This is a genomic window from Agromyces sp. ISL-38, assembly GCF_018613935.1.
GTDB lineage: Bacteria > Actinomycetota > Actinomycetes > Actinomycetales > Microbacteriaceae > Agromyces.
Genome location: NZ_JAGGPF010000009.1, coordinates 566,885 through 587,879 on the forward strand (window position 1 = coordinate 566,885; position 20,995 = coordinate 587,879).

A 20,995-nucleotide genomic window follows, 5' to 3' on the forward strand; every position below is an offset into this window, starting at 1 on the left:
TTCCTGAATTGTGGTGGTGGTGGTGGTGAGGGTCGGTTACGGGATGATGCGGTCCTGCCACTGCTGCGGGTAGCCCGGCAGGTCCTCTCCGCCGAACTTCGCGTAGTGACCGTCGGGCATGCCGTCGTTGGCCTCGAGGTACTGGTCGACCTCCCCAGCGGTGATCGGGCTCTGCGGAAGCACCCATTCCTTCGGGATCTCCTCACCGGCGAAGATCTTCTGCGCGGCGAGGAGCGGCGTGCGCCACTGGAAGTTGGAGTACACCGGTGCGAGGCCCGTGAGTCCGGTCTCCTTCCACTTGCGCAGGAAGCTCATCTCGTCCTCACCCGTCATGACGGGGTAGTCGACGCCGGCGTCCTCGAACGCCTCGATGGCCGCAACCGCGCCGTCACCGGCATCCATCCACACGCCCTGCACGTCGCCCTTGGCGAGCTCGTCGGAGATGATCTTCTTGATCTCCGTCGGGTCGGCTCCCGTGAAGTAGTCGACCGCCTCGATGCCGGCCTCGTCGAACAGCTTCTCGGCCGCGGCCCAGCGCTGCTCGAGCACGTCGACGCCGGGCAGGATGCGCAGCGCCACGACCTTGTCGCCCTCCTCGAGCTCGTCGATGAGGAACTCGGCCGTGTCGATGCCCCACGCGAATCCGCCGATGGGGTGGATGAACGTGACGGGGCAATCGGTCTGCACACCGCGGTCGAAGACGACGACCGGCTTGCCCGTGTCGCACGCGCGCTCGACGGCCGGGGTCATGGCCGCCGTGGAGTTCGGCGAGATGATGAAGATGTCGCAGTTGCCCTCATCGATGAAGTAGTCGATGTCGGCGATCTGCGTGTCGTCGGAGTCCTGAGCGTCGCGGGTCTCCATCTCGGAGATGACGCCGGCCTCCTGCAGCACCCGCAGCTGCTGATTCATCGTGATCCAGCCCGTCTGCCGCCACGGGTTCGAGATCGAGGCGTTCGCGAAGCACGCCTTCTTGGCTCCTTCGCTCGCGAATGCCGAGGTGTCGACCATCTCGGCGTTGATGTACTGCAGCCACGGCTGGTCTTCAGGACCCTCCGGCGCCACACCCCGCTCTGCGTCTTGCTTGTCGAAGAGCTCCTGGTCGAACCACTCGACCTCTTCCTCCGCCGGTGCCGTCTCGTCCGTGGGTGAGCCCACGTTCGGATCGGTGGTACAACCGGCAAGTGTCATCAGCGCGAAAGCGCCGACCATGGCGGATGCCACTGTGAACCTGCGTCGCATCACGAACCTCCCTTGGTTTCGTTGTCAGCCCTCAGCGTCGAGGGAATGGGTGCAGGACGAGCAGGGTCCTCGGAGGGATCCGGCTCCTTCGCCTCTGGTGCCGGCGAAGTCTCGAGGGCGCGGCCACGACGGCGCGCGCGGATGGTGGTCGCCGCATACGCGACGGCGAGGATGATGATCGCGCCCTGCACCGCGTCGCGGTAGGTCGAGGGCACGCCGGCGAAGTTCAGCAGGGTGAAGAGCGCCTCGAGGGCGAACGCTCCGGCCGCCGCGGCGACGACCCAGCCGCGCCCGCCGCCGAGCACCACGCCGCCGAGCACGACCGCGGTGATCGCGGTGAACTCGTAGCCGCGGCCCACGCTCGGGTGCACGCCCGCGTACCCGACGAGGAGCACGCCGGCGACCGTGGCCGAGAGCGACGAGATCACGAAGGTCGAGGTCTTCACCCACCAGGTGCGGGCGCCCGAGTAGCGGGCGGTCGTGGGGTTGTCGCCGAGGGCGATGATGCTGCGCCCGAACGGGCGCCGGGCGAACCAGATCGCGATCACGAGCAGCACGACGAGGATCACCACCGACCAGGGCAGGACCCCGATGACCGGGAGGTCACGGATGCCGCCGCGCCCGATCTGTCGGAACCCGTCGGCCGGGTTACCGGTAGCCGCGCCGCCCGTCCAGTAGAGCGTCGCCCCGAGCAGGGCGAGCATCATGCCGAGCGTCGCGATGAAGCTCGGCACCTTGAGGAACGAGACGATGAGACCGTTGACGAGCCCGACGAAGGCACCGAACGCGAGCATGAACAGCAGCACCGGGATCGACTTCGACTCGTCCTGCCCGATGAGGTTGCCGGCGATCACCACTTGCGCCGTGACGACAGAGCCCATCGAGAGGTCGAACTCGCCGCCGACGATCACGAAGTACTGGCCGATCGCGACGATCGCCACCGGTGCGACTCGCTGCACGAATCGCACGAACTGCGAGGGCTCGGCGAACGACGGATTCAGCACGGTGATCGCGATGAGCAGCACGATGAGCAGGAGGAACACCGCGCCGCGCGGGCTGATGAGCGTGCGGCCGAATCCGGCGAGGCGGTGGCGGAGGTGCTGCGAATCGGATGTCACGGCGCTCATGCCTGCTCCTCCTGTACGACGGCCGGCGTGCCCTGCCCGGCACTGCCCGCGCCTCTGCCTCCGCCGGCGATGCCCCCGCCTGCGGCATCCGACGCGCCGGTGCTCGTGAAGCGCGGTCGTCGCCGTTCGGTGATCCGCGCGGTGTAGACGGCGACGGCGGCGACGATGACGATGCCTCGCACGACGTCTTTCAGGAACGGGTTGACCTGCATGACGCTCATGACGCTGTCGACGACGGCGAAGATCGCGACGCCGCCGATCGTGCCCCAGATCGAGCCGCGGCCACCGAGCAGCAGGGTGCCGCCGAGCACGACGGCGGCGATCGAGAGCAGGTCGTACCCGCCCTGGCTGCCGACGGTCGGGCTGCCGACGCCGAGCCGGCTCGCGAGCAGGAGCCCCGCAAGGGCTGCGGTCATCGAGCACAGCACGTGGGCGATGATGACCGGCCGTGCGGTGCGGATGCCCGAGAGCCGTGCGACCTGCTCGTTGCCGCCGACGGCGAACATGTGGCTGCCGGTGCGGGTGCGAGCGAGGAAGAGCGCGCCGAGAACTGCCACGCCGAGCATGATGAGCGTCGAGACCGGCACCGGTCCGACGCCGGTCGCCCCGATGAGCTGGAACTCCCACGGCACGTTGCCGCTCGTGCCCTTGTAGTTCGTGTCGAGGTAGCCCTTGATGATGAGGCCCGTGCCGAGGGTCGCGATGAAGCCGTTCACCTTGAGCTTCGTCACGATGAGGCCATTGGCCGTGCCGATGAGCGCGGCCACGACGAGCACCGTGAGCACGGCGGCGGGGATGTTGCCCGGGTTGCCGGCCATCATGTCGGCGGCGATGAGACTCGAGAGGCTCACGACGTAGGGCACCGAGAGGTCCAGCGAGGCGCACAGGATCACGAGGGTCTGCCCGATGGCCACGAAGCCGAGCACGCTCATGCCCGTGAGGATGTCGCGGATGTTGCCTGCGCTGAAGAAGTTGCGGCCGACGCTCGCCACGAGCACCGAGCCGATGATGATGACGCCCACGAGCGCGATGCCGACGATGAGGCTCGCGTCGAGGCGACGCCGGCGCGGCTTGCGCACCGGGGCTTCGCTGAGGGTGCCGGTGCTCATCGGTCGGCCCCCGTTCCGAGCTTGAGCGTGCCGGTCGCAGCGGCGAGGATCGTCGCCTCGTCGGACCGCGCGGGCAGTTCAGCGGAGGCCCGGCCGTCGTGCATCACGATGATGCGGTCGGACATGCCGATGACCTCGGGCAGTTCCGAGGAGATCATGAGGATGGCGACCCCTTCTTTCGCGAGCCGGCGCATGAGGTTGTACACGGCGACCTTCGCGCCGACGTCGATGCCGCGCGTTGGCTCGTCGAGCAGCACGACGCTCGGCCTCGTGGCAAGCCACTTCGCGAGCACGACCTTCTGCTGGTTGCCGCCCGAGAGGTATTGCACCTCCTGGTCGACTCCGCGCGAGACGACTTCGAGCGACGAGAGCACGCCCGGCAGTTCGCGCCTCGCCTCGCTCGTGCGGCGAGCGAAGACGGATCGGATGACGAGCAGGGCGTTGTCGGCGATAGACTGGTTGAGGGCGAGCCCCTGGGCCTTGCGGTCTTCCGTGATGAGGGCGATGCCCGAGCGCACGGCCTGGCGCGCCGAGGTGACGTGGATCGGCCGGCCGTCGCGTCGCATCTCGCCGCGGGTGAAGGGCGTGACGCCGAAGACCCCCTCGACGAGCTCGGTGCGACCCGAGCCCTGCAGGCCCGCGACACCGACGATCTCGCCCGCGCGGAGCTCGAGGTCGACCCCGTCGACATACGCGTTGCCGGCACCCGCGAGCTGGAGCCGCGGCTCGCCGAGCACGGTGCCGGCTTCGGCGTCGGGGAAGTAGGCGGCGATCGGCCGGCCGACCATGCGCCGCACGAGCTCATCGGTCGTGAGCTCCGACGCGGGACCGGTCGAGACGAGCGCTCCGTCCTTCAGCACGGTGATCGTCTCGCACAGGTCGAAGATCTCCTTCAGCCGGTGGGAGACGTAGAGGATGGCCACGCCGCGGGCAGCGAGCCGGCGCACGATCGCGTAGAGCAGCTCCACCTCGTGGCCGGCGAGCGCGGCGGTCGGCTCGTCCATCTGGATGACCCGGGCGTCGGTCGAGAGCGCCTTCACGATCTCGACGATCTGCTGCTCGGCGACGGTGAGGGTTCGCACCGGCGCATCCGCGTCGATCGAGTCGATGCCGAGCTCGTCGAGCAGCGCTCGCGTCTCGCGTTGCATCGCCGCTCGATCGACGAGGCCGCGGCGCTTCGGCTCGCGGCCGAGGAACACGTTCTGGGCGACGGTGCGCTCAGGCAGCAGGTTGAACTCCTGGAACACCGTGGCGAGGCCGGCGTGCGCCGCTTGCACCGGGTGGGTGAAGGCGACCTTCTCGCCGCCGAGCGTGATCGTGCCGGCGTCGCGCTCGTAGACGCCCGCGAGGAGCTTCATGAACGTCGACTTGCCCGCGCCGTTCTCGCCGACGAGCCCGTGCACCTCGCCGGGATGAAGCGTGAGGCCGACGCCGCGCAGCACGGTGACGCCGAAGAACGACTTCTCGAGGCCCTCGGCCACGAGCACGGGTGCCGCGTCGGTACCGTTCATGTGGCCACCTCCACCCAGCCGTCGGATGCCGCCGAGGCGAGCACGGCCTCCGTGAGGCGCACGGCGCGCAACCCGTCGGCGAACCCGGGCAACCCGTCGGGAGGACTGCCGTCGATCGCGGCGTACGCGTCGGCGACGAAGGCGTTGAATGCGTCTTGATAGCCCATCGGATGCCCCGCCGGCACGATCGCGAGGCGCGCCGCGTCGGGGGCGAGCCGGGCCGGGTCGCGTTCGAGCACGCTCGAGCCGTGGACCTTGCCGAGCCAGAGCTGCTCGGGTCGCTCCTGCTCGAACCGGACGCTGCCGCTCGCGCCCGAGAGCTCGATCGAGAGCGCGTTCTTGCGGCCCGCCGCGACCTGCGATACGAGCAGGGTGCCGACGGCGCCCGACTCGAGCTCGACGACGACGGCCACGAGGTCTTCGGTGGCGATGTCGGCGTGCTTCGAGCGGGCCTCGTAGACCGTGCGAGTGGAGGCGTTCAGGCGAACGATGCGATCACCCGACACGAACTCGAGCAGATCGACGAGATGCGAGCCGATGTCGGCGAATGCGCGCGAGGGACCGCCGAGTTCGGCGTCGACGCGCCAGTCGTCGTCGTGGGGGGCGGCGAGCCAGTCCTGGAGGTACGCGCCCTGCACGCTGAGGAGTCGGCCGGTGTCGCCACGGGCGACACGGGCTCGCGCCTCTCGCGCCATCGGGTGGAACCGGTAAACGAAGGGCACGGCGGCCACGAGGCCGCGGTCGTCGGCGAGGGCGGTGAGCTCGGCGGCATCCGTCACCGTCGTTGCGAGGGGCTTCTCGCAGATCACATGCTTGCCGGCCTCGAGGGCGGCGCGGGCGATCGCGGCGTGCGTGCTGTTGGGCGTGCAGATGTGCACGACGTCGATGCCGGGGTCGGCGAGCAGCCCGTCGACCGAGTCGAAGGCTGAACCGAGGCCGAGGCGATCGGCGGCGTCGCGGGCACGGCCCGCCGACGACGACGCCCCGCCCGTGAGCTCGGCTCGAGCGGCACGAGCGGCACGGGTGTGCACGGCGGCCATGAAGCCCCCACCGATGAAGCCGGCGCGAAGGGTGTTGGCCGGGGCAATGACGTGCGGTGTCATGGTCGCCATACTGACACACATCGGGCAACTTTTGCCACCTTCTCGTCAGAAGTCGCCGGCTGCGTGTCAGCTTGATGGGAGATGAACCGGTGAAGGCCGTGTGCTTTACTCAATAGATGGTGGACATCAGCCGCGGGTCGGCCCTCGGCATCTCGGGAGCGAGCGAGCTCTTCCAGCTGCTTCGCGATGGTGCGCCGCGCACCCGCGCGTCGCTCGCGCAGACCACGGGGCTCGCCCGCTCGACCATCGCGGCGCGAGTCGACGAGCTCATGCGACTCGGCCTCGTGACGCCCGTCGCCGACGCCGCCTCCACCGGTGGCCGCCCGCCGTCGCAGTTCGCGCTGAACCCCGCTGCCCGCATCGTCCTCGCCGCCGACCTCGGCGCCTCGCACGCCACGATCGCCGTCACCGACCTCTCGGGCACCGTGCTCGCCGAGCGCAGCGAGCCCATGGACATCGCGCGCGGCCCCGAGACCGTGCTCGGCTGGATGGTCGAGGCCGGCCTCGCACTCGTCGCCGAGCTCGGCCGCGACCGCAAGGAGCTCGTCGCGATCGGCATCGGCGTTCCCGGGCCCGTCGAGCACTCCACCGGGCGGCCGGTGAATCCGCCGATCATGCCCGGCTGGGACCGCTTCGACGTGCCCGGATGGGTGCAGCAGCACCTCGAGGTGCCCGTGCTCGTCGACAACGACGTGAACATCATGGCGCTCGGCGAGCGCGCTCTCGCCTGGCCGAACGTGGAGCATCTCGTGTTCGTGAAGGTCGCGACGGGCATCGGCTCGGGCGTCATCTCGGGCGGGCTGCTGCAGCGCGGCGCCCAGGGCATCGCGGGCGACATCGGCCACGTTCGGGTCGCGCGCGGCGCCGACGTGCCCTGCCACTGCGGCAATCGCGGATGCCTCGAAGCCCTTGCCTCGGGCCCGGCGATCGCGCGCGCGCTGAGAGAGCAGGGGGCCGACGTGCACTCGGGCAGCGACGTCGTCGAGCTCGTGAAGCGCGGCGACATCGACGCGATCCAGGCCGTGCGCCAGGCCGGCCGCGACATCGGCGAGGTCCTCACGGCGTGCGTGAGCCTCGTGAACCCGTCGGTCATCGCCATCGGGGGCTCGATGGCGCGAGCCGGCGAGCACCTCATCGCCGGCGTGCGCGAGGTCGTCTACACACGCTCGATGCCGCTCGCCACCGAGCACCTCGCGATCGTGCAGTCGGCCGCGGCCGAGAACGCCGCCGTGCTCGGTGCGAGCATGCTCGCCATCCACCACGCGCTCTCCCCCGAGGGCATCGACGCACTCGCCGCCCGCTGACCGCCTCCCCGTACTGCCCTTTTCCCCCTCTCGCCCGTCGTCACCCCTCCCCGGTGCCGTGTCGCGACGACAGCATGGGCAGCCCGCTCCGCGGTGGTGTGCGAGCGGTCGCGCGCTGGCCGGCGCACGCTGACTAGAGTGGCATCATGAGCGTGGCTCACTCTTTGGAGCGCGGTGACCGGGCACTCCGGGAGTGGTCCTGGAAGGTGGCACGCGCGGCCTTTGAGGAAGCGCTGCTCGACGACGAGACACCCGAAGCGCTGGAAGGCTTGGGAACGGCGGCTTCATGGCTCGACGACGCCGACACGGCGATCTCCGCCAGGGAGCGGGCGTACCGGCTGTACCGCGGCCGTGACGACGCAGAGGCCGCCGCCAGGGTCGCCGTCAGCCTCGCCGATGACCTCGTGACCTTTCGCGGTGAACACGCCGTGGCCTCGGGTTGGCTCCAGCGCGCCCGCCGGCGACTCGAGGACCGACCCGACTCGCCGGTGCTCGTCTGGGCCGATGCGGTCGAGGCGTCCATGGCCATGATGTACGAGCGCGACCTCCCCCGCGCCCTCACCCTCGCCGAGCACGCGGTAGCCCATGGCCGCCGAATCGGCGACGTCGACGCCGAGATGATCGCGCTGTCATTGCTCGGCCTGGTGATGGTGTCGTCAGGTCGCCTGGCGGAAGGGTTGCGCGTGCTCGACGAAGCCGCCGCGGCGGCCGTCTCCGGGGAGGTACGCGACCCCGGGGTGTCGGCAGGCGTGTGCTGCATCTTCGTGACAGCGAGCGCGCGGATCCGTGACTTCGACCGGCTGGCGCAATGGTCACGGCACGTGATGCAGGTGTCGCAGGAGTGGACGAACCGGTCGATGTTCACCTATCCACGGATCGAGCACGCTGCGGCACTCGTATGGTGGGGCCGCTGGGGCGAGGCCGAGCAGGAACTCGCCGAAGCGCTCACCGACATCTCCGCCCGGCCCCAGCTCGCCGCCCTCGCCATGCTGCGACTCGCCGACCTGCGGCGTCGGCAGGGGCGGTACGACGAAGCACGATCGCTGCTCGATGAACTGGATGAGAGCCCGTATGGGATCGGCTACGGAGAGCGCGCCGAGATGGTGCGAGCCGCCCTGGCTCTTGACACCGGAGACTTCGTCACGGCGGCCGAGGCGGCCGAGCGCGACCTGCGCGCGCTGCCGTCCGACGACATCGTGGAGCACGTCGACGGACTCGAGGTGCTGGTCCGCGCACGGCTGGGTCTGGGCGACGCTGAGGAGGCCCAGCGGGCCGCAGACACGTTGAGGTCGATCGCCGATGCGACGCCGACAGCTCCGATTCGCGCGTCGGCCAGCCTGGCTGCCGGGCTGGTCTCCGCAGCCCGGGGTGAGCACGCCGCCGCTCGCGGGGCGTTCGAGACGGCGATCGCGTTCTACCGAGCCGGCGGCGCGACGTTCGAGACGGCCCGCGCCCGAATCGAACTGGCGAGGTCGGTGTCCGCGCTCGGCCAGCCGCAGCGCGCCCTCGAGGAGTCCCGGAAGGCGGTCACCGCCTTCGAGGGGCTGGGCGCCCGCGCCGACGCAGCATCGGCTGCGACGGTCGTGGCCGACCTCGAGTCGAGCGTCCGGCCGGCCCGGCGGCCCGGACCGCTCACCGCTCGCGAGGCCGAGGTGCTGCGCATGGTCGCTGCCGGCATGACGAATGACGAGATCGCGGCCGATCTCGTCCTCTCGGTGCGCACCATCGAGCGGCACCTCTCCAACATCTACGCCAAGATCGGCGCCACCGGCCGGGCCGCGCGGGCCGCGGCCACGTCGTATGCGCACACGCACGCCATCGCGTAGAAACTCGCGGAAGAAGTGCGTGCGCGGGTGGCGCAAGCTGCGTGCCGGCACCGACGATCTTCGACCCTCCACGCCCTAGCTTCGGAGAACCGGGTCCGGCTGGATGCCGGGGTCCCGGCGCCAGCCGGATCCGGACGAACCGAGAGGAGCGGGCAGATGCCCAAGTCATCGAAGCAGGATGCCGCCGAGACCGTTGAGGTCGAAGGCTACGAAGGTCACCTCCAGGAGCTCGGCGGATACACCGTCGCCTTCGAGACCTACACCGAGGACGCGGACCTCGCGCCCCTCTTCGCCGGGTTGCCCGACGACCGGTGCCAGTGCGTGCACCTCGGCTACGTGCTGAGCGGATCGGTGAAGTTCACCTTCGCCGATGGGCACGAAGAGGTCTACGTCGCGGGTGACGCCTATTACGCGCCGCCAGGACACACCCCGACGCTCTATGCCGGCACCGAGGTCGTCGAGTTCAGTCCGACCGAAGCGCTGCAGCAGACGCTCGAGGTCGTCAGCCGCAACGCGGAGGCCGCCGCGGCGACCCCTGGGTAGCGGATGCCGCGGGGTCGATAGTCGGCGCGGAATGGCCTGGTCGGATCTCGCGAAGCAGCAGTTTCGTCGCCCGCCTGACCGGGCGGGCGACGGGGCGTGCTCAGCGGGCGGCTCCCAATGCCGCCTCATTCGCCCGGGTCATGGCCGCCTCGAACCGGGGCAGGCTCGCCTCGATCGTCTCCAACGTCGCCGTCAACGAGATGCGGAAGAAGCCTGGCGTCTCGAACATCCGGCCGGGCAGCACCAGCACGTCCTCGCGATCGAGGATCGCGGCGAACTCCGCATCATCGGGCAGCGGCGACTCGGGGAAGAGGTAGAACGTGCCCTCGGGCACGTTGACCCGGTAGCCCATGCCGAGGAGCGCTTCCACCATCACGTCGCGCTTCCGCTGGAACAGCGGGATGTCGAATGCGAGCGTCTCGAGCTGTGGCAGCGCATACTGCATCGAGACGTTCGGGAAGAGCCAGCCGCCGGAGATCTGCAGCGCCTCGATGGCATCCCTCAACGCAGCGCGGCCCGGCATGGTCGGCGGCACCGCGAGGTACCCGATGCGCTCGCCCGGCGAAAGCAGCGTCTTGCCGTAGCTGTAGGCGAGGAAGCTCCACGGGTAGAACTCGACCGGGGTGCGGAAGCGCGCGCCGTCGAAGACGATGCGGTTGTAGGCCTCGTCGGAGATGAGGAAGATGCGCCGCCCGTTGCGCTCCGATGCCTCGTCGAGCAGCGCTGCCAGCCGTTGCAGCGTCTCGACCGGATAGATCCTGCCGGTCGGGTTGTTCGGGCTGTTGACGATCACGATGCGCGTGCGCGGCGTGATGGCGGCCGCGATCGCATCCAGGTCGAGGTCGAACGTCGTGCGGTCGATCGATACCTTCACCGGTACGAGACCCGCCTCCAGCACGATCGGCTCATAGAGGAACCACGGCGGCAGGCTGTAGACGACCTCGTCTCCGGGATCGCCGACGAGCTTCAACGCAACCGAGATCGCCGTGAACCCGCCCGTCGTGAGGTGCACGTCATCGGCTTCGAAAGGAATGCCGGTGTGCCGGCGGAGGGACTCGGTCGCCGCCTCGATCGCCGTCGGGTCGCCGATCCTGTAGGCGAACCACAGCTCGTGCTGTGGGATCAGTGCCTCGCGCAGGATCTCGACGTAGTCTGCCGACGGGGGGTCGTGCGGATCGCCGAAGGTGAAGTCCAGTACGCCCGGCTGATGTCGGCGGTCCTGGTAGCCGGAGCGCCGGTAGAACTCGTAGAGCAACTGGAACGGTGTCGCGGCGGCAACCGTCGTGACCCGCTCGGAGATCTGGTTTTCATCCATGGCGCATCCCCCCGGGGATCGGCGGGGGCTCTCGGGCGAGGCCCCGTTGCCGCGGCCAGCGTACTCCTCTCCGGCTCGCGCCGCCTCTGTTCATTTCATGGGTGGAGCACCCGCGAAAGGGCATGCATACCTGCCGCCGAGGGCCGAAACCCCGCGGTTCTGCGGGCCGCCGTGGTGGGTGCGCGGTACGCTCGGGGGGTGCCCGATACGCCCTTCGCCCTCTTCGATCTCGAGGGCTCGACGGCGGTCGTCGAGGCGCCGCCGCGGCACCCTCACGAGCGGCGCATCGTGGCCGATTCGAGCGATCGGGTGGCGTGGCTGCGGGCCCGCTCTCGCGGGATCACGGCGACGGATGTCGCGAAGCTCGCGTCCCGGGCATCCGTTCGCTCGGCCGCGTGGGAGAAGCGATACGGCTCGAGCTTCGGCGGCAGCCGCTACACCGACCACGGTCGTGAACGAGAGCCCGTGATCGCCGACTGGGTGCGCCGCACACACGGCATCGAGCCGTCGTCGCTGCTCTTCCACTCCGCCAACGAGCGCCGCCACCTCGCAACTCCCGACGGGCTCCGCGTCGCTCCCGACGGGGAGCTCGTGCTGTGCGAGATCAAGACCACGTCGAAGCCGTGGCGCGGCATCCCGCGCGGGTATCTCCGGCAGGTGTGGTGGCAGCAGTACGTGCTCGGGGCCGAGCGCACGCTCGTGGTGTGGGAACGGCACGACGACTTCGTGCCCGTGGCCGACGAGCCCGAGTGCCGCTGGGTCGACCGCGACGACGACCAGATCGCGATCCTCGTGCATCTCGCGAACGCGCTCATCGACGAGCTCCACGCGAGCACGGCCGTCCGCGGTCGATGACCAGCTCCCGCACAAGGGCACGCTTGCGATGACGACGGTGCTGCTGCACGGCCTCGGCGCCGACCGACGCCAGCCGCTCGAGCTCTTCGGCGAGGTCGTGCGCGCCGCAGTCGGCGCCGATGAGCTCGTGATCGCGCCCGACGTGCGCGCGCACGGCGCCTTCGCCGACGTCGGCGCACCCGCCGACTTCGCGCTCGACCGGCTCGCGGCCGAGGTCGCCGCCTCCGTGCGAGCCGGCATCGTGCGAGCGGTCCAGTCGGATGCCGCGGCATCCGACCCCATCACGATCGTGGGCATCTCGATGGGCGCGGCCATCGCCCTTCGCCTCGCCATCGGCGGCCTGCTGCCGATCGAGCGCGCCGTGTTCGTGCGACCGTCGTTCAGCGACGAGTCGCTGCCCGACAACCTGCGGGCGTTCCCCGTGATCGGGCAGCTTCTCGCCGACGCGGGCAGCGGCGGCATCACGGAATTCCGCGAGCGCGGCGTCTTCCGGCGCATCGCGGAGGAGTCGCCCGCCGGTGCGCGAGCGATCCTCGCCCAGTTCTCGGCACCCGATGCCGCGCGGCGAGCGATGCGGCTCGTCGAGATCCCGCGCAACCGCGCGTTCGAGTCCGACGCCGAGCTGACCCGGCTGGCCGATCGCGGCATCCGCTCGCTCGTCGTCGGCGCACCCCGCGACCCCGTGCACCCGCTCGCGTTGGCCGAGCGCTGGGCCGGCGCGCTCGGCGCCCCGCTCGAGTTGCTGCCCCCGCGCGACGCCGGACAGCCCGCCCACACCGCCGCGCAGCGCGAGTATGTCGGGCGCTGGCTGCGACGCGACTGACGACTCATCGAATCGCCACGCCGGGCGACCCCGAGTGCAGCATAGTGGTGAGTCAGAATGGTGCACAGGAGGTAGCGGATGACCGAGACGATGCGTGCCCTGGTGATCGATCGGGTCGGGGGCCCCGACGAACTGCACGTCGCCGAGGTGCCGGTGCCGCGGCGCGTGAGCGATGAGGTGCTCGTTCGCGTCGTCGCCGCGGGCGTGAATCCGATCGACGTGAAGACCCGCGCAGGCCGCGGGGTGTCGGCGGCGATCACCGGGTACCCCGCCGTGCTCGGCAACGACTTCGCCGGTGTCGTCGAGACCGTGCCCTACGCGCACCACCCGCTGCAACCCGGCGATCGGGTGTACGGCATGGGCCGCGTGCCGCGCCTCGGGGGCAGTTACGCCGAGTTCGTCTCGGTCTCGTCGATGAGCGTCACGCCGATGCCCGCGACGCTCGGCTTCATCGAGGCGGCCGCCGTGCCGCTCGCCGCCCTCACCGCGTGGGGCGCCGTCATCGACACGGCGCGCGCCCACGACGGCCAACGGATGCTGATACACGCCGGTGCCGGCGGCGTCGGCCATTTCGCGGTGCAGTTCGCGTCGTACTTCGGCGCGATCGTGACGGCCACCTGCTCGGCACGCAACGCCGACCTCGTGCGCGCGTTCGGCGCACGGCATGTCATCGACTACGAGCGCGAGCGCTTCGAGAAGGTCACTCGCGACCAAGACGTCGTCATCGACCTCATCGGCAACGTCACGGATGAGACGGCCACCCGCTCGCTCGACGCGTTGCGCCCCGACGGGCTCATCGTGACCGTGCCGACCGGGTCGTGGCCGACGATGGCCGAAGAGGCGGCGGCTCGCGGCATCCGTGCCACCGGCTATTCGGTCTCGCCCGACGCGCGAACCCTCGCGGTCATCACGCGGCTCTTCGACGACGGCGCCGTGCGGGTGCACGTCGAGCAGGAGTTCCCGCTCGAGGAGGGCGCCGAGGCGCATCGCGTGCTCGAGGGCGGGCATGTGCGCGGCAAGCTCGTGCTGCGGGTCGCGCCCGATCCCGAGTGAGCGCTCGGCGGCGAATCGCGCGTCAGCCCGCGCGCCGTTCATGGCGTCGAATCCCGGCCGAGGTGTCAGGATGTCCCCATGACGCCGTCGCCGTGGCCTGATCTCATCGAAGAGGCGCGGCGTTACCCGTCGCCGCACAATTCCCAACCCATCAAGGTGCAGCCGATCGGCGATCGCGAGGCGCGGGTGTTCTACGACCTCGACCTCGGCCTCCCGGCCGAGTCGTTCGGCATTCCGTTCGGCCATGTGTGCGCCGGAGTGTTCCTCGAGAGTCTCGCAACCGTTGCCGCCGGCCATGGCTTCACCGTGGTCGAAGAGCTCCGGCACGCCGACATGGACTTCGCCGCCGCAGATCGCCTGCATCTCATCGGCTCAGTTCGCCTGGAGCCCGCGCCGGTCACCGCAGAGGCATCCCGCCGGTTGGAGGCCTTTCGCGAACGACGCACCTCGCGGCGGCCCTACGATCGCACGCTCGTTCCGCCCGGCATCATCGCGCGGGTCCGCGACGTCGCGGCTACGAGCGGGCAGCGCTTCGAGACGACCGCCGACGAGCACACGGTGCACGACCTCGTGCACATCAACCAGGCGACCCTGTTCTCCGACCTGCAGAACGACGCGGTGTACGCGGAGATCATGCACTGGCTGCGCTTCTCACGCGCTGCGGCGGCGGCCGCGGCCGACGGGCTCTCGGCAGAGACGATGCTCATGCCCGGCGGCATCCTGAAGCTGGCGATGGCCCACCGCGAGTGGTGGTCGGCCCCGGTCGTCGGGCGGATCATCCGTTCGATCTACCTGAACACCATGCGCGGCGTGCGCCAACTGGGCTGGCTGACCGGCCCGTTCGACGGCCCCGCCGACTACGTCGAGGCCGGCCGCGCGTTCATGCGGGTGTGGCTGGAGTTCACCGTGCATGGGGTGCGGCTGCACCCGTTCGGAACCGTCATCACGAACCCCGACTCCCATGCGCGATTCGCCGAAGCCGTGGGCGCTGTCGAGACCGATGGACGCATGGCGTGGATGCTGTTCCGGTTCGGCCACTCCGCCGAGCCGCCCTTCGCGCACCGGCGCCCAGCAGCCGCGATGCTCCTTCGAGAGGAACCCGCGTGAAACCCTTCATCTTCGCCTTCGTCTGGGCGCAAGACGCCGTCGTGCGGCTCTTCACGCGCAGCGTGCACACGCACAAGGTGCTGCTCGGTCCGGGCATCGAGCCGGTGCGCTGGGTGCTCGGCCGCTGGCGGGCCTGGCGCACCTTCGAGTTCGCGGCACGTCGGGTGCCGGCGTATCGCGCGTTCCTCGACGAGCGGGGCACGCCGCACAAACTCCAGCGCAAGGGCGACTTGAGCGCGGCATTCGCGGCGCTGCCGGAGATGGACAAGGACAGTTACATCAAGCGCTGGCCGATCTCCGAGCGCAGCGTCGGCGGTCGGCTGCCGCGGCGCGGGGTGGTCGTCGACGAGTCATCCGGCAGCTCTGGATCGCCGACGAGCTGGGTGCGCGGCCCCGACGAGCGGCTCGCCACGAGGCAGCTCCTCCAGGTCGGCTTCTGGCGCACGGCGCACACGCTGAAGAAGCAGCCGTTCGTGCTGAACGCCTTCTCGCTCGGCGCCTGGGCGACGGGCATGAACGTCACGACGAGCCTCACCGAGGTCACGATGATCAAGTCGATCGGGCCCGACCGGAACAAGATCATCCAGACGATGGCCGAGTTCGGCACCGACTACACGTACATCATCCTGAGCTATCCGCCGTTCCTGAAGGCGCTCTTCGAGGACACCCGTCTCGACTGGGAGCAGTACGACATCGTGGCGGCGTTCGGCGGCGAGGGCATCAGCGAGAACATGCGCGCGCACATCCTCCGCTATGCGCACAGCGCGTTCGGGTCGTACGGGGCCTCCGACCTCGAGATCAACATCGCGATCGAGACGGACTACACGGTCGAGCTCCGCAAGGCCATCGCCGCGAGCCCGAAGCTCGCCAAGCGCCTCACCAAGAAGGCCGAGTACGGCGTGGTGCCGATGGTGTTCCAGTTCAATCCGTTCGACTACCTGATCGAGACGAACGAGGCGGGCGAGCTCGTCGTCACGATCGTTCGCAAGCAGAACATCAACCCGCGCATCCGCTACAACATCCACGACCGCGGACACGTCATGCGCCTCCGGGAGGTGACGCCGATCCTCGAGGAGTTCGGCCTGCACCGGCTGGTGCGTCAGCAGTTCCTCGACCTGCCGCTCCTGTTCCACTACGGCCGCAGCGACATGTCGATCGACTACAACGGTGCGGTCGTCGCCCCCGACGCCCTGCGCGACGTCATCTACGGTGATGCGAAGCTCCTCCAAGCGGTCGAGAACCACCGGCTCATCAGCTTCGAAGACGAGCGCGGCGACCGTCAGCTCCACATCGCCCTGCAGTTGACGGATGCCGCGGCCGCCGCCCCGATCGACGAGGCCGCGTATCGCGCCCACATCGTCGCCGAGCTTCGCGCCCTGAACGGCGACTTCAACAACGCGATCCTCACCGCACCCGATCACACGATGCCCACCGTGGCGTTCTACTCGCACCGCACCGGGCCGTTCTCGGGCGACGGCCGGAAGCTGAAGAACGAGTACGTCTGGCAACTCGAGGCCGCCGATCTCGCCGAATGGGATGTCGATCTCAGCCACCCCGCCGAGCGCTAGTCACGGCACGGGCCGGTCAGTGTCGCGTGCCCGAGCATCTACCGAGCGCCGGAGGTGAGCAGCACCGTGCCGAGCTCACTGCGGAGGTAGAGCACACTGCGCCCGTAGCGGGTGCTGACGAGGAGGCCGGCGTCGCGGAGCACGCGCAAGTGCTGGTTGACGGCCGATGCCGTCACGCCGAGGCGCACGCCGAGCTCGGTCGACGAGGCTGGGTCGCCGAGGGCGGCGAGCAGGCTCGCCCTCGTCTCGCCGAGGATCGCCGCGACGGCAGCCGGGTTCGCGACGCGCTCCGTCTCCCAGAGTGCGCCCTGCCCGCGGGCCGGATACAGGACCATCGGCGGTCCGTCGCCCACCGGGGCGGAGCCGCGTCTCGTGAACATCGTCGGCACGAGAGTCAGGCCGTCGCCGCCGACGGCGCGCACCCGGGGCCGAGGGTCGGCCATCCGCATCTCGATCACTCCGTGGTCGTACGAGATCCGCGACGTCAGCCCGTTGAGCATCGCCGAGAGCCCGGACTGCGACACCTGCCGGCCCCGGTAGACGATGTCCGCCTCGAGTACGGCCCGCATGCGAGGCCAGTACGGCTCGAAGCAGGTCTCCCACAGCTGGGTGAGGGCCGAGACGACGCGACGCAGGGCCCTGGTCGTCGAGCCCGCGAACACGTCGGGCACCTGGCCGAACACGGCGACGAGATCGTGGCGGAAGACCTCCGCCGGCATCGCGAGCAGCGCCGCCAGCTCGTCGTCGAGGCGCGTGAGCGGCGAGCTCGGGCGCGGGTTCAGGAAGTCGGGCGTCCATCCACGCTCGTCGATGAGGGCCAGGAGCGCGACATGGTCGAGTCGCTCGCGGGCGGCCTCGGTGCGGCGGAGCCAACCGACCTGCAGGGGGAAGCGCGAGGGGTCGGCGATCGCGCGGATCGACAGGCCGAGCTCGCAGAGCGGCGAGATGCCGAAGCGCACGGCGCCGACGTCGTCCTCGGTCAACAGATAGCGCAACATGAAGCACTACGCTACATCGATTTCGACGTCCCCCGGGCTTCTGAGAGAACTGAGGAGTGAGCTCCAGCACCGACACCGGCACCGTTCCGATCATCGATCCCGAACTCGAGGGCGCTGCTGCGAGCGTCGACGAAGCGGATGCCGCGGCACCCGGCACCCCGGGCGACGGTCGACCGGGACTCGGCGCCCGCCTCGCGGCATCCGTCGCTGATCCGGTGCTGCGAATCCTCGTCACGGCCACGCTCATCAGCAGGGTGGGGCGCGGCGTCTTCCTCACCGTCACGGTGCTCTACTTCACGCTCATCGTCGGGCTCGCACCGCACGAGGTCGCGATCGTGCTCGGCGTCGCGAGCGCCGCCGGCGTGCTCTCGTCGCTCGCGGGCGGCTGGCTCGCCGATCGACTGAGCGCCAGGCGCCTGCTCCTCGTGCTCACGACCCTCGAGGCCATCGGCCTCATCTGCTACGTCTTCGCCGGTGACTTCACGAGCGCGCTCATCATCGCCGTCGCGGTCGGGGCCATCGGGCAGGCCACGAACTCGACCCGCATGGCGATCATCGCGCGCGCCTTCGAGGGCGACGCGCGCGTGCACGCCCGGGCCGTGCTGCGCACGGTGACGAACCTCGCGATCGCCGTGGGCTCCGGCATCGGTGCGATCGCCCTGCTCGCCGGAACCGCCGACGCCTATCGCTGGATCATCGTCGGCGCCGGCGTCATGTACCTGCTCGGCCTCGTGCAGCTCGTGAAGCTCCCGGCATCCGTCGACGCGCCGAGGCCACCGGCCGCGCCGCCCATCACCACCGAGACGGGGTCGACGGATGTCGCGGCATCCGCCGTCGCCGAGCGTCGCGCCCTGCGCCGCCACTCGCCGTGGCGCGACCCGCGCTACCTCGCACTCACCGCCCTGACCGCGGTCTTCGGCATGCAGTTCGGCGTCGGCGAGGTGGGCGTGCCGCTCTGGATCGCGAACGAGACGGCTGCGCCCGAGGTGCTCGTCGCGGCCGTGCTGATCCTCAACACGGTCATCGTCATCATCTTCCAGGTGCCGCTCTCGCGCGGCACCCACGACCTGCGCCGCGCGGGCCGGGTCTCGGCGATAGCCGCGTGGCTCATGGCCGCTGCATGCCTCGTCTACGCCGCGGCTGCCGGCCTCCCCGCCGGATTCGCGATCGCGATCATCGTGCTCGCGGCCGTTGCGCACGCGTTCGCGGAGGTGCTCTCGCAAGCCGGGGGCTGGGGGCTCAGCTTCGAACTCGCCGACCCTGTGCGCGCCGGCACCTACCAGGGCGTGTTCTCGATGGGCTACTCGCTCGGCGCGATGGTGGCGCCCCTCTTCGTCACCTCGACCGCGCTCTCGCTCGGCTTCGGCGGGTGGGCGATCCTCGCGGGCGTGTTCCTCGCGTCGGGCCTTGGCACGTGGGCGATCGCGCGCGGTGCGGCGCGCAGCTCCGGAGTCGGCTAGGGCTGGCGATCTTCGCCCTCGTGGCTCGTGGGCGTGAGTGTGTAGAACAGGTGAAGATCGGGATCACCGAGGAAGCCCTCAAGGCGAGGCGGGCCCGTCGTGGGCACCTGAAGCGGGAGCGAAGTTGCGGAGACCTCTCCCAAGTCGACGTTCAGCCAGACCAGCGGTTCATCGACCTCCATCTCCGGTGTGGACACACCGATCTGCCAGGTGCCGCTCGCGTCCACGCGCGGGCCGGGGATCGGACCACCCATGTACCCCGGATACATATCGAAGATCCCGGCCGGGATGTCGACCGCCGTGAAGGTGCCATCCTGATTAAGCCTGAGGACACCGTCACCGCTCGAATCCACCCATCTCCCTGCGAGATCCGCCACCGTGGGCACCGGGCGCTGCGGGAAACACCCAGTCAGACTCAATGCGGCCACCGTGACAACAATCAACGCGGAGATCAACCTTCTACGGCATGCAATCACCACGAGAGCTGCTCGCTCCACGAGATCGTTTGACTCGTTGGTGACATCGGACCAGAGTCGCCAGCCAGTGAGTTCTCCCATGCTTCGACCTGGTCGTATCCGGGGATGATGCATAGAACGGCACATGTGGGTTCACCCCGCACCCGCCGGTCGCCGCGAACCCGTACGTGAGCGTGTGCACTGAGATGGTGACCTGCGCTAACACACCGGACACTTCCGCGGTTAGCGGAACATCTTGGCGACCAAGGCCTTTGCTATGTCCACCGTCGCAAGATCAACAGCTGTCCCGGGCTTCTCGTCAAAGTACACAACTCTGAGCCTCTCATGGAGCCGATTCACTATCTCAGCATCTGAGTGACCCATTTCGAGTTCGCTAACGAGGATATGGACGAGGTCGTCGTATTCGTCGAAAACCTGTTCCCGGACGTCACGGACGCCGATGACGTCCTCAGCCCAGACCGCCTCGGTGGCCGCTCGCACACGTCGGCAGGTAATCGCGATGGACGCCCGGTCTTCATTCCCGTGCCGCGGTGCGACCCAGACCGTTCCTACGTCCCCTAGCACGCGAACGAAGCGGCTTTCACCTTCGCCGATCCCAAAGGGCCTTCGGGTAACTCGCCGAAGAGTTCTTTGCCCGCGACGTCTGAAGACTTCGAGGTGTGCAATACATCGGACGAACTCATCCTCAAGAACAAGCTGGATCACCACCGCATCAGTCGGCGGTGCCAGGACGGCAACATCAATGGCCATTCCATTCCACAGATACCCGAGGACATGGAAGGACGCATCGCGATCGGCGGGCTGCACGACGAGCTTGAGGTCGGATCCGGCGAAGCTCGCCGCGTCCTCCAACATTGCTCGTAGCTCTCGACTTGGCTCATTTGTGGCATTTGTGCTCATCGCAAGAATCTCCTCCACCCCGGCATACCTGCCTTGGAGGTCCGCCAGACCGTGGTGAGAAGCCGGGATGAATTCCCAACATTAACCACGCTTGTCGGGCCGGTCAGTCTTGTTGACAGACCCATCGTGGCATGGACCGACCCACGAGTCACCTGGTGGGAGCGGAGAGTTGTGACCACCGACCTAACGGAGACCGATCGCGAGACCATCTGGATCGGCACGTGAGACGTAACACCGCGGATGGCCCCCCGGGTCACAGCTGGCACAACCACTTTCATAGCGGCCGTAGTCGCCGCAAGCCGAACAGCGAGCACGCCGGCCTTGAGTCCGAAGCCCAGAGCCGTTCCGACGCCTGGAATGAACATGATTGCAATCGAGGCGACATCGGCAACAAGCAACCAATCGACGTCGCCCCACTCGAACTGCCCGCTTAGGTCGAATCGGTTGATGGGGTCGGCGGGGTAGTCGTAGTTGTTGGTAACGCCGCCTTCAACTGGGTCGACCTCGAGGAACCGGCCGAGCGCGGGCACATACTGGCGGGCACCCATCTCGATCGTCGCGATCGACCCGGCATGCTCGGTGAGTTTCCGGTGGGTGCCGAGCCAACCCCAGTCCGCGTTCCCGGGCAGGGTGTCCGGGCCCGCGTCATCCGCGGGGGTCTGCTGATGGTTCGGT

General features: G+C 69.3%; 19 protein-coding genes. 9 read left to right on the top strand and 10 right to left on the bottom strand.

Translation table 11 applies throughout. The features are described from left to right. Positions 1-36 precede the first annotated feature (36 nt). Genes J7E25_RS10170 through J7E25_RS10190 form a run of 5 tightly spaced genes read right to left on the bottom strand, consistent with a single transcriptional unit; the run spans position 37 to position 6,092 of the window. Entirely contained in the window at positions 37-1,212 is a 1,176-nt protein-coding gene (locus J7E25_RS10170) for a substrate-binding domain-containing protein (RefSeq protein ID WP_374196211.1), read from the bottom strand. Positions 1,213-1,241: 29 nt separating this feature from the next. Beyond that, entirely contained in the window at positions 1,242-2,369 is a 1,128-nt protein-coding gene (locus J7E25_RS10175) for an ABC transporter permease (protein ID WP_214869995.1), read from the bottom strand. Continuing rightward, complete coding sequence (locus J7E25_RS10180) at positions 2,366-3,478, bottom strand: ABC transporter permease (RefSeq protein ID WP_214869996.1); 1,113 nt, start codon at positions 3,476-3,478, stop codon at positions 2,366-2,368. Before J7E25_RS10180 ends, J7E25_RS10175 begins: the two co-directional genes overlap by 4 nt. Beyond that, positions 3,475-4,989: a sugar ABC transporter ATP-binding protein gene (locus J7E25_RS10185; RefSeq protein ID WP_214869997.1), complete on the bottom strand. Its 1,515-nt coding sequence runs from the start codon at positions 4,987-4,989 to the stop codon at positions 3,475-3,477. Before J7E25_RS10185 ends, J7E25_RS10180 begins: the two co-directional genes overlap by 4 nt. Next, positions 4,986-6,092 carry a Gfo/Idh/MocA family protein gene (locus J7E25_RS10190; RefSeq protein ID WP_214869998.1) on the bottom strand — a complete coding sequence of 369 codons (1,107 nt, stop codon included), beginning with the start codon at positions 6,090-6,092 and terminating at the stop codon, positions 4,986-4,988. The genes J7E25_RS10185 and J7E25_RS10190 overlap by 4 nt, the downstream gene beginning before the upstream one ends. A gap of 116 nt (positions 6,093-6,208) precedes the next feature. Here J7E25_RS10190 and J7E25_RS10195 point away from each other — a divergent pair, with 116 nt between their 5' ends. The 3 genes from J7E25_RS10195 to J7E25_RS10205 all read left to right on the top strand — a co-directional run bounded on the left by J7E25_RS10195 (position 6,209) and on the right by J7E25_RS10205 (position 9,765). Next, complete coding sequence (locus J7E25_RS10195) at positions 6,209-7,396, top strand: ROK family transcriptional regulator (protein WP_214869999.1); 1,188 nt, start codon at positions 6,209-6,211, stop codon at positions 7,394-7,396. 146 nt (positions 7,397-7,542) lie between these two features. Continuing rightward, positions 7,543-9,222 carry a LuxR family transcriptional regulator gene (locus tag J7E25_RS10200; protein WP_214870000.1) on the top strand — a complete coding sequence of 560 codons (1,680 nt, stop codon included), beginning with the start codon at positions 7,543-7,545 and terminating at the stop codon, positions 9,220-9,222. A gap of 156 nt (positions 9,223-9,378) precedes the next feature. After that, on the top strand, positions 9,379-9,765 hold the full coding sequence (locus tag J7E25_RS10205) for a cupin domain-containing protein (RefSeq protein ID WP_214870001.1): 387 nt from the start codon (positions 9,379-9,381) through the stop codon (positions 9,763-9,765). Positions 9,766-9,865: 100 nt separating this feature from the next. On the opposite strand, the gene J7E25_RS10210 is transcribed toward J7E25_RS10205, so the two are convergent. Then, positions 9,866-11,080 (bottom strand): aminotransferase class I/II-fold pyridoxal phosphate-dependent enzyme, encoded by a 1,215-nt coding sequence (locus tag J7E25_RS10210; RefSeq protein ID WP_214870002.1) that lies wholly within the window; start codon positions 11,078-11,080, stop codon positions 9,866-9,868. Positions 11,081-11,365: 285 nt separating this feature from the next. Between J7E25_RS10210 and J7E25_RS17890 the strand changes: the two genes are divergently transcribed. The 5 genes from J7E25_RS17890 (at position 11,366) to J7E25_RS10235 (ending at position 16,486) form a co-directional block, all read left to right on the top strand. After that, positions 11,366-11,935, top strand: coding sequence for a YqaJ viral recombinase family protein (locus J7E25_RS17890; protein ID WP_308164493.1), 570 nt, complete (start codon positions 11,366-11,368; stop codon positions 11,933-11,935). A 28-nt stretch (positions 11,936-11,963) separates the two neighbouring features. Beyond that, positions 11,964-12,758 carry an alpha/beta fold hydrolase gene (locus tag J7E25_RS10220; protein ID WP_214870004.1) on the top strand — a complete coding sequence of 265 codons (795 nt, stop codon included), beginning with the start codon at positions 11,964-11,966 and terminating at the stop codon, positions 12,756-12,758. Between the two features lie 78 nt (positions 12,759-12,836). Beyond that, positions 12,837-13,811 (top strand): NADP-dependent oxidoreductase, encoded by a 975-nt coding sequence (locus J7E25_RS10225; protein ID WP_214870005.1) that lies wholly within the window; start codon positions 12,837-12,839, stop codon positions 13,809-13,811. A gap of 78 nt (positions 13,812-13,889) precedes the next feature. Then, positions 13,890-14,918, top strand: coding sequence for a hypothetical protein (locus J7E25_RS10230; RefSeq protein WP_214870006.1), 1,029 nt, complete (start codon positions 13,890-13,892; stop codon positions 14,916-14,918). Further along, the gene (locus tag J7E25_RS10235; protein WP_215008796.1) at positions 14,915-16,486 is read left to right on the top strand and encodes a hypothetical protein; all 1,572 of its coding nucleotides are present in this window, start codon (positions 14,915-14,917) and stop codon (positions 16,484-16,486) included. The genes J7E25_RS10230 and J7E25_RS10235 overlap by 4 nt, the downstream gene beginning before the upstream one ends. A 38-nt stretch (positions 16,487-16,524) precedes the next feature. Here J7E25_RS10235 and J7E25_RS10240 read toward each other — a convergent pair whose 3' ends face one another. Further along, the gene (locus tag J7E25_RS10240; protein WP_214870007.1) at positions 16,525-17,484 is read right to left on the bottom strand and encodes a helix-turn-helix domain-containing protein; all 960 of its coding nucleotides are present in this window, start codon (positions 17,482-17,484) and stop codon (positions 16,525-16,527) included. 56 nt (positions 17,485-17,540) lie between these two features. Between J7E25_RS10240 and J7E25_RS10245 the strand changes: the two genes are divergently transcribed. Further along, positions 17,541-18,944 carry an MFS transporter gene (locus tag J7E25_RS10245; RefSeq protein ID WP_308164488.1) on the top strand — a complete coding sequence of 468 codons (1,404 nt, stop codon included), beginning with the start codon at positions 17,541-17,543 and terminating at the stop codon, positions 18,942-18,944. Here the strand turns inward: J7E25_RS10245 and J7E25_RS10250 are convergent. From J7E25_RS10250 to J7E25_RS10260, 3 genes are all read right to left on the bottom strand, one after another. After that, positions 18,941-19,501 (bottom strand): hypothetical protein, encoded by a 561-nt coding sequence (locus J7E25_RS10250; RefSeq protein WP_214870008.1) that lies wholly within the window; start codon positions 19,499-19,501, stop codon positions 18,941-18,943. The genes J7E25_RS10245 and J7E25_RS10250 overlap by 4 nt on opposite strands. A 141-nt stretch (positions 19,502-19,642) precedes the next feature. Continuing rightward, entirely contained in the window at positions 19,643-20,320 is a 678-nt protein-coding gene (locus J7E25_RS10255; protein WP_214870009.1) for a hypothetical protein, read from the bottom strand. Next, the coding region (locus J7E25_RS10260; protein ID WP_214870010.1) for an RHS repeat-associated core domain-containing protein at positions 20,317-20,995 on the bottom strand (679 nt) is incomplete at its 5' end. The genes J7E25_RS10260 and J7E25_RS10255, both read right to left, overlap by 4 nt.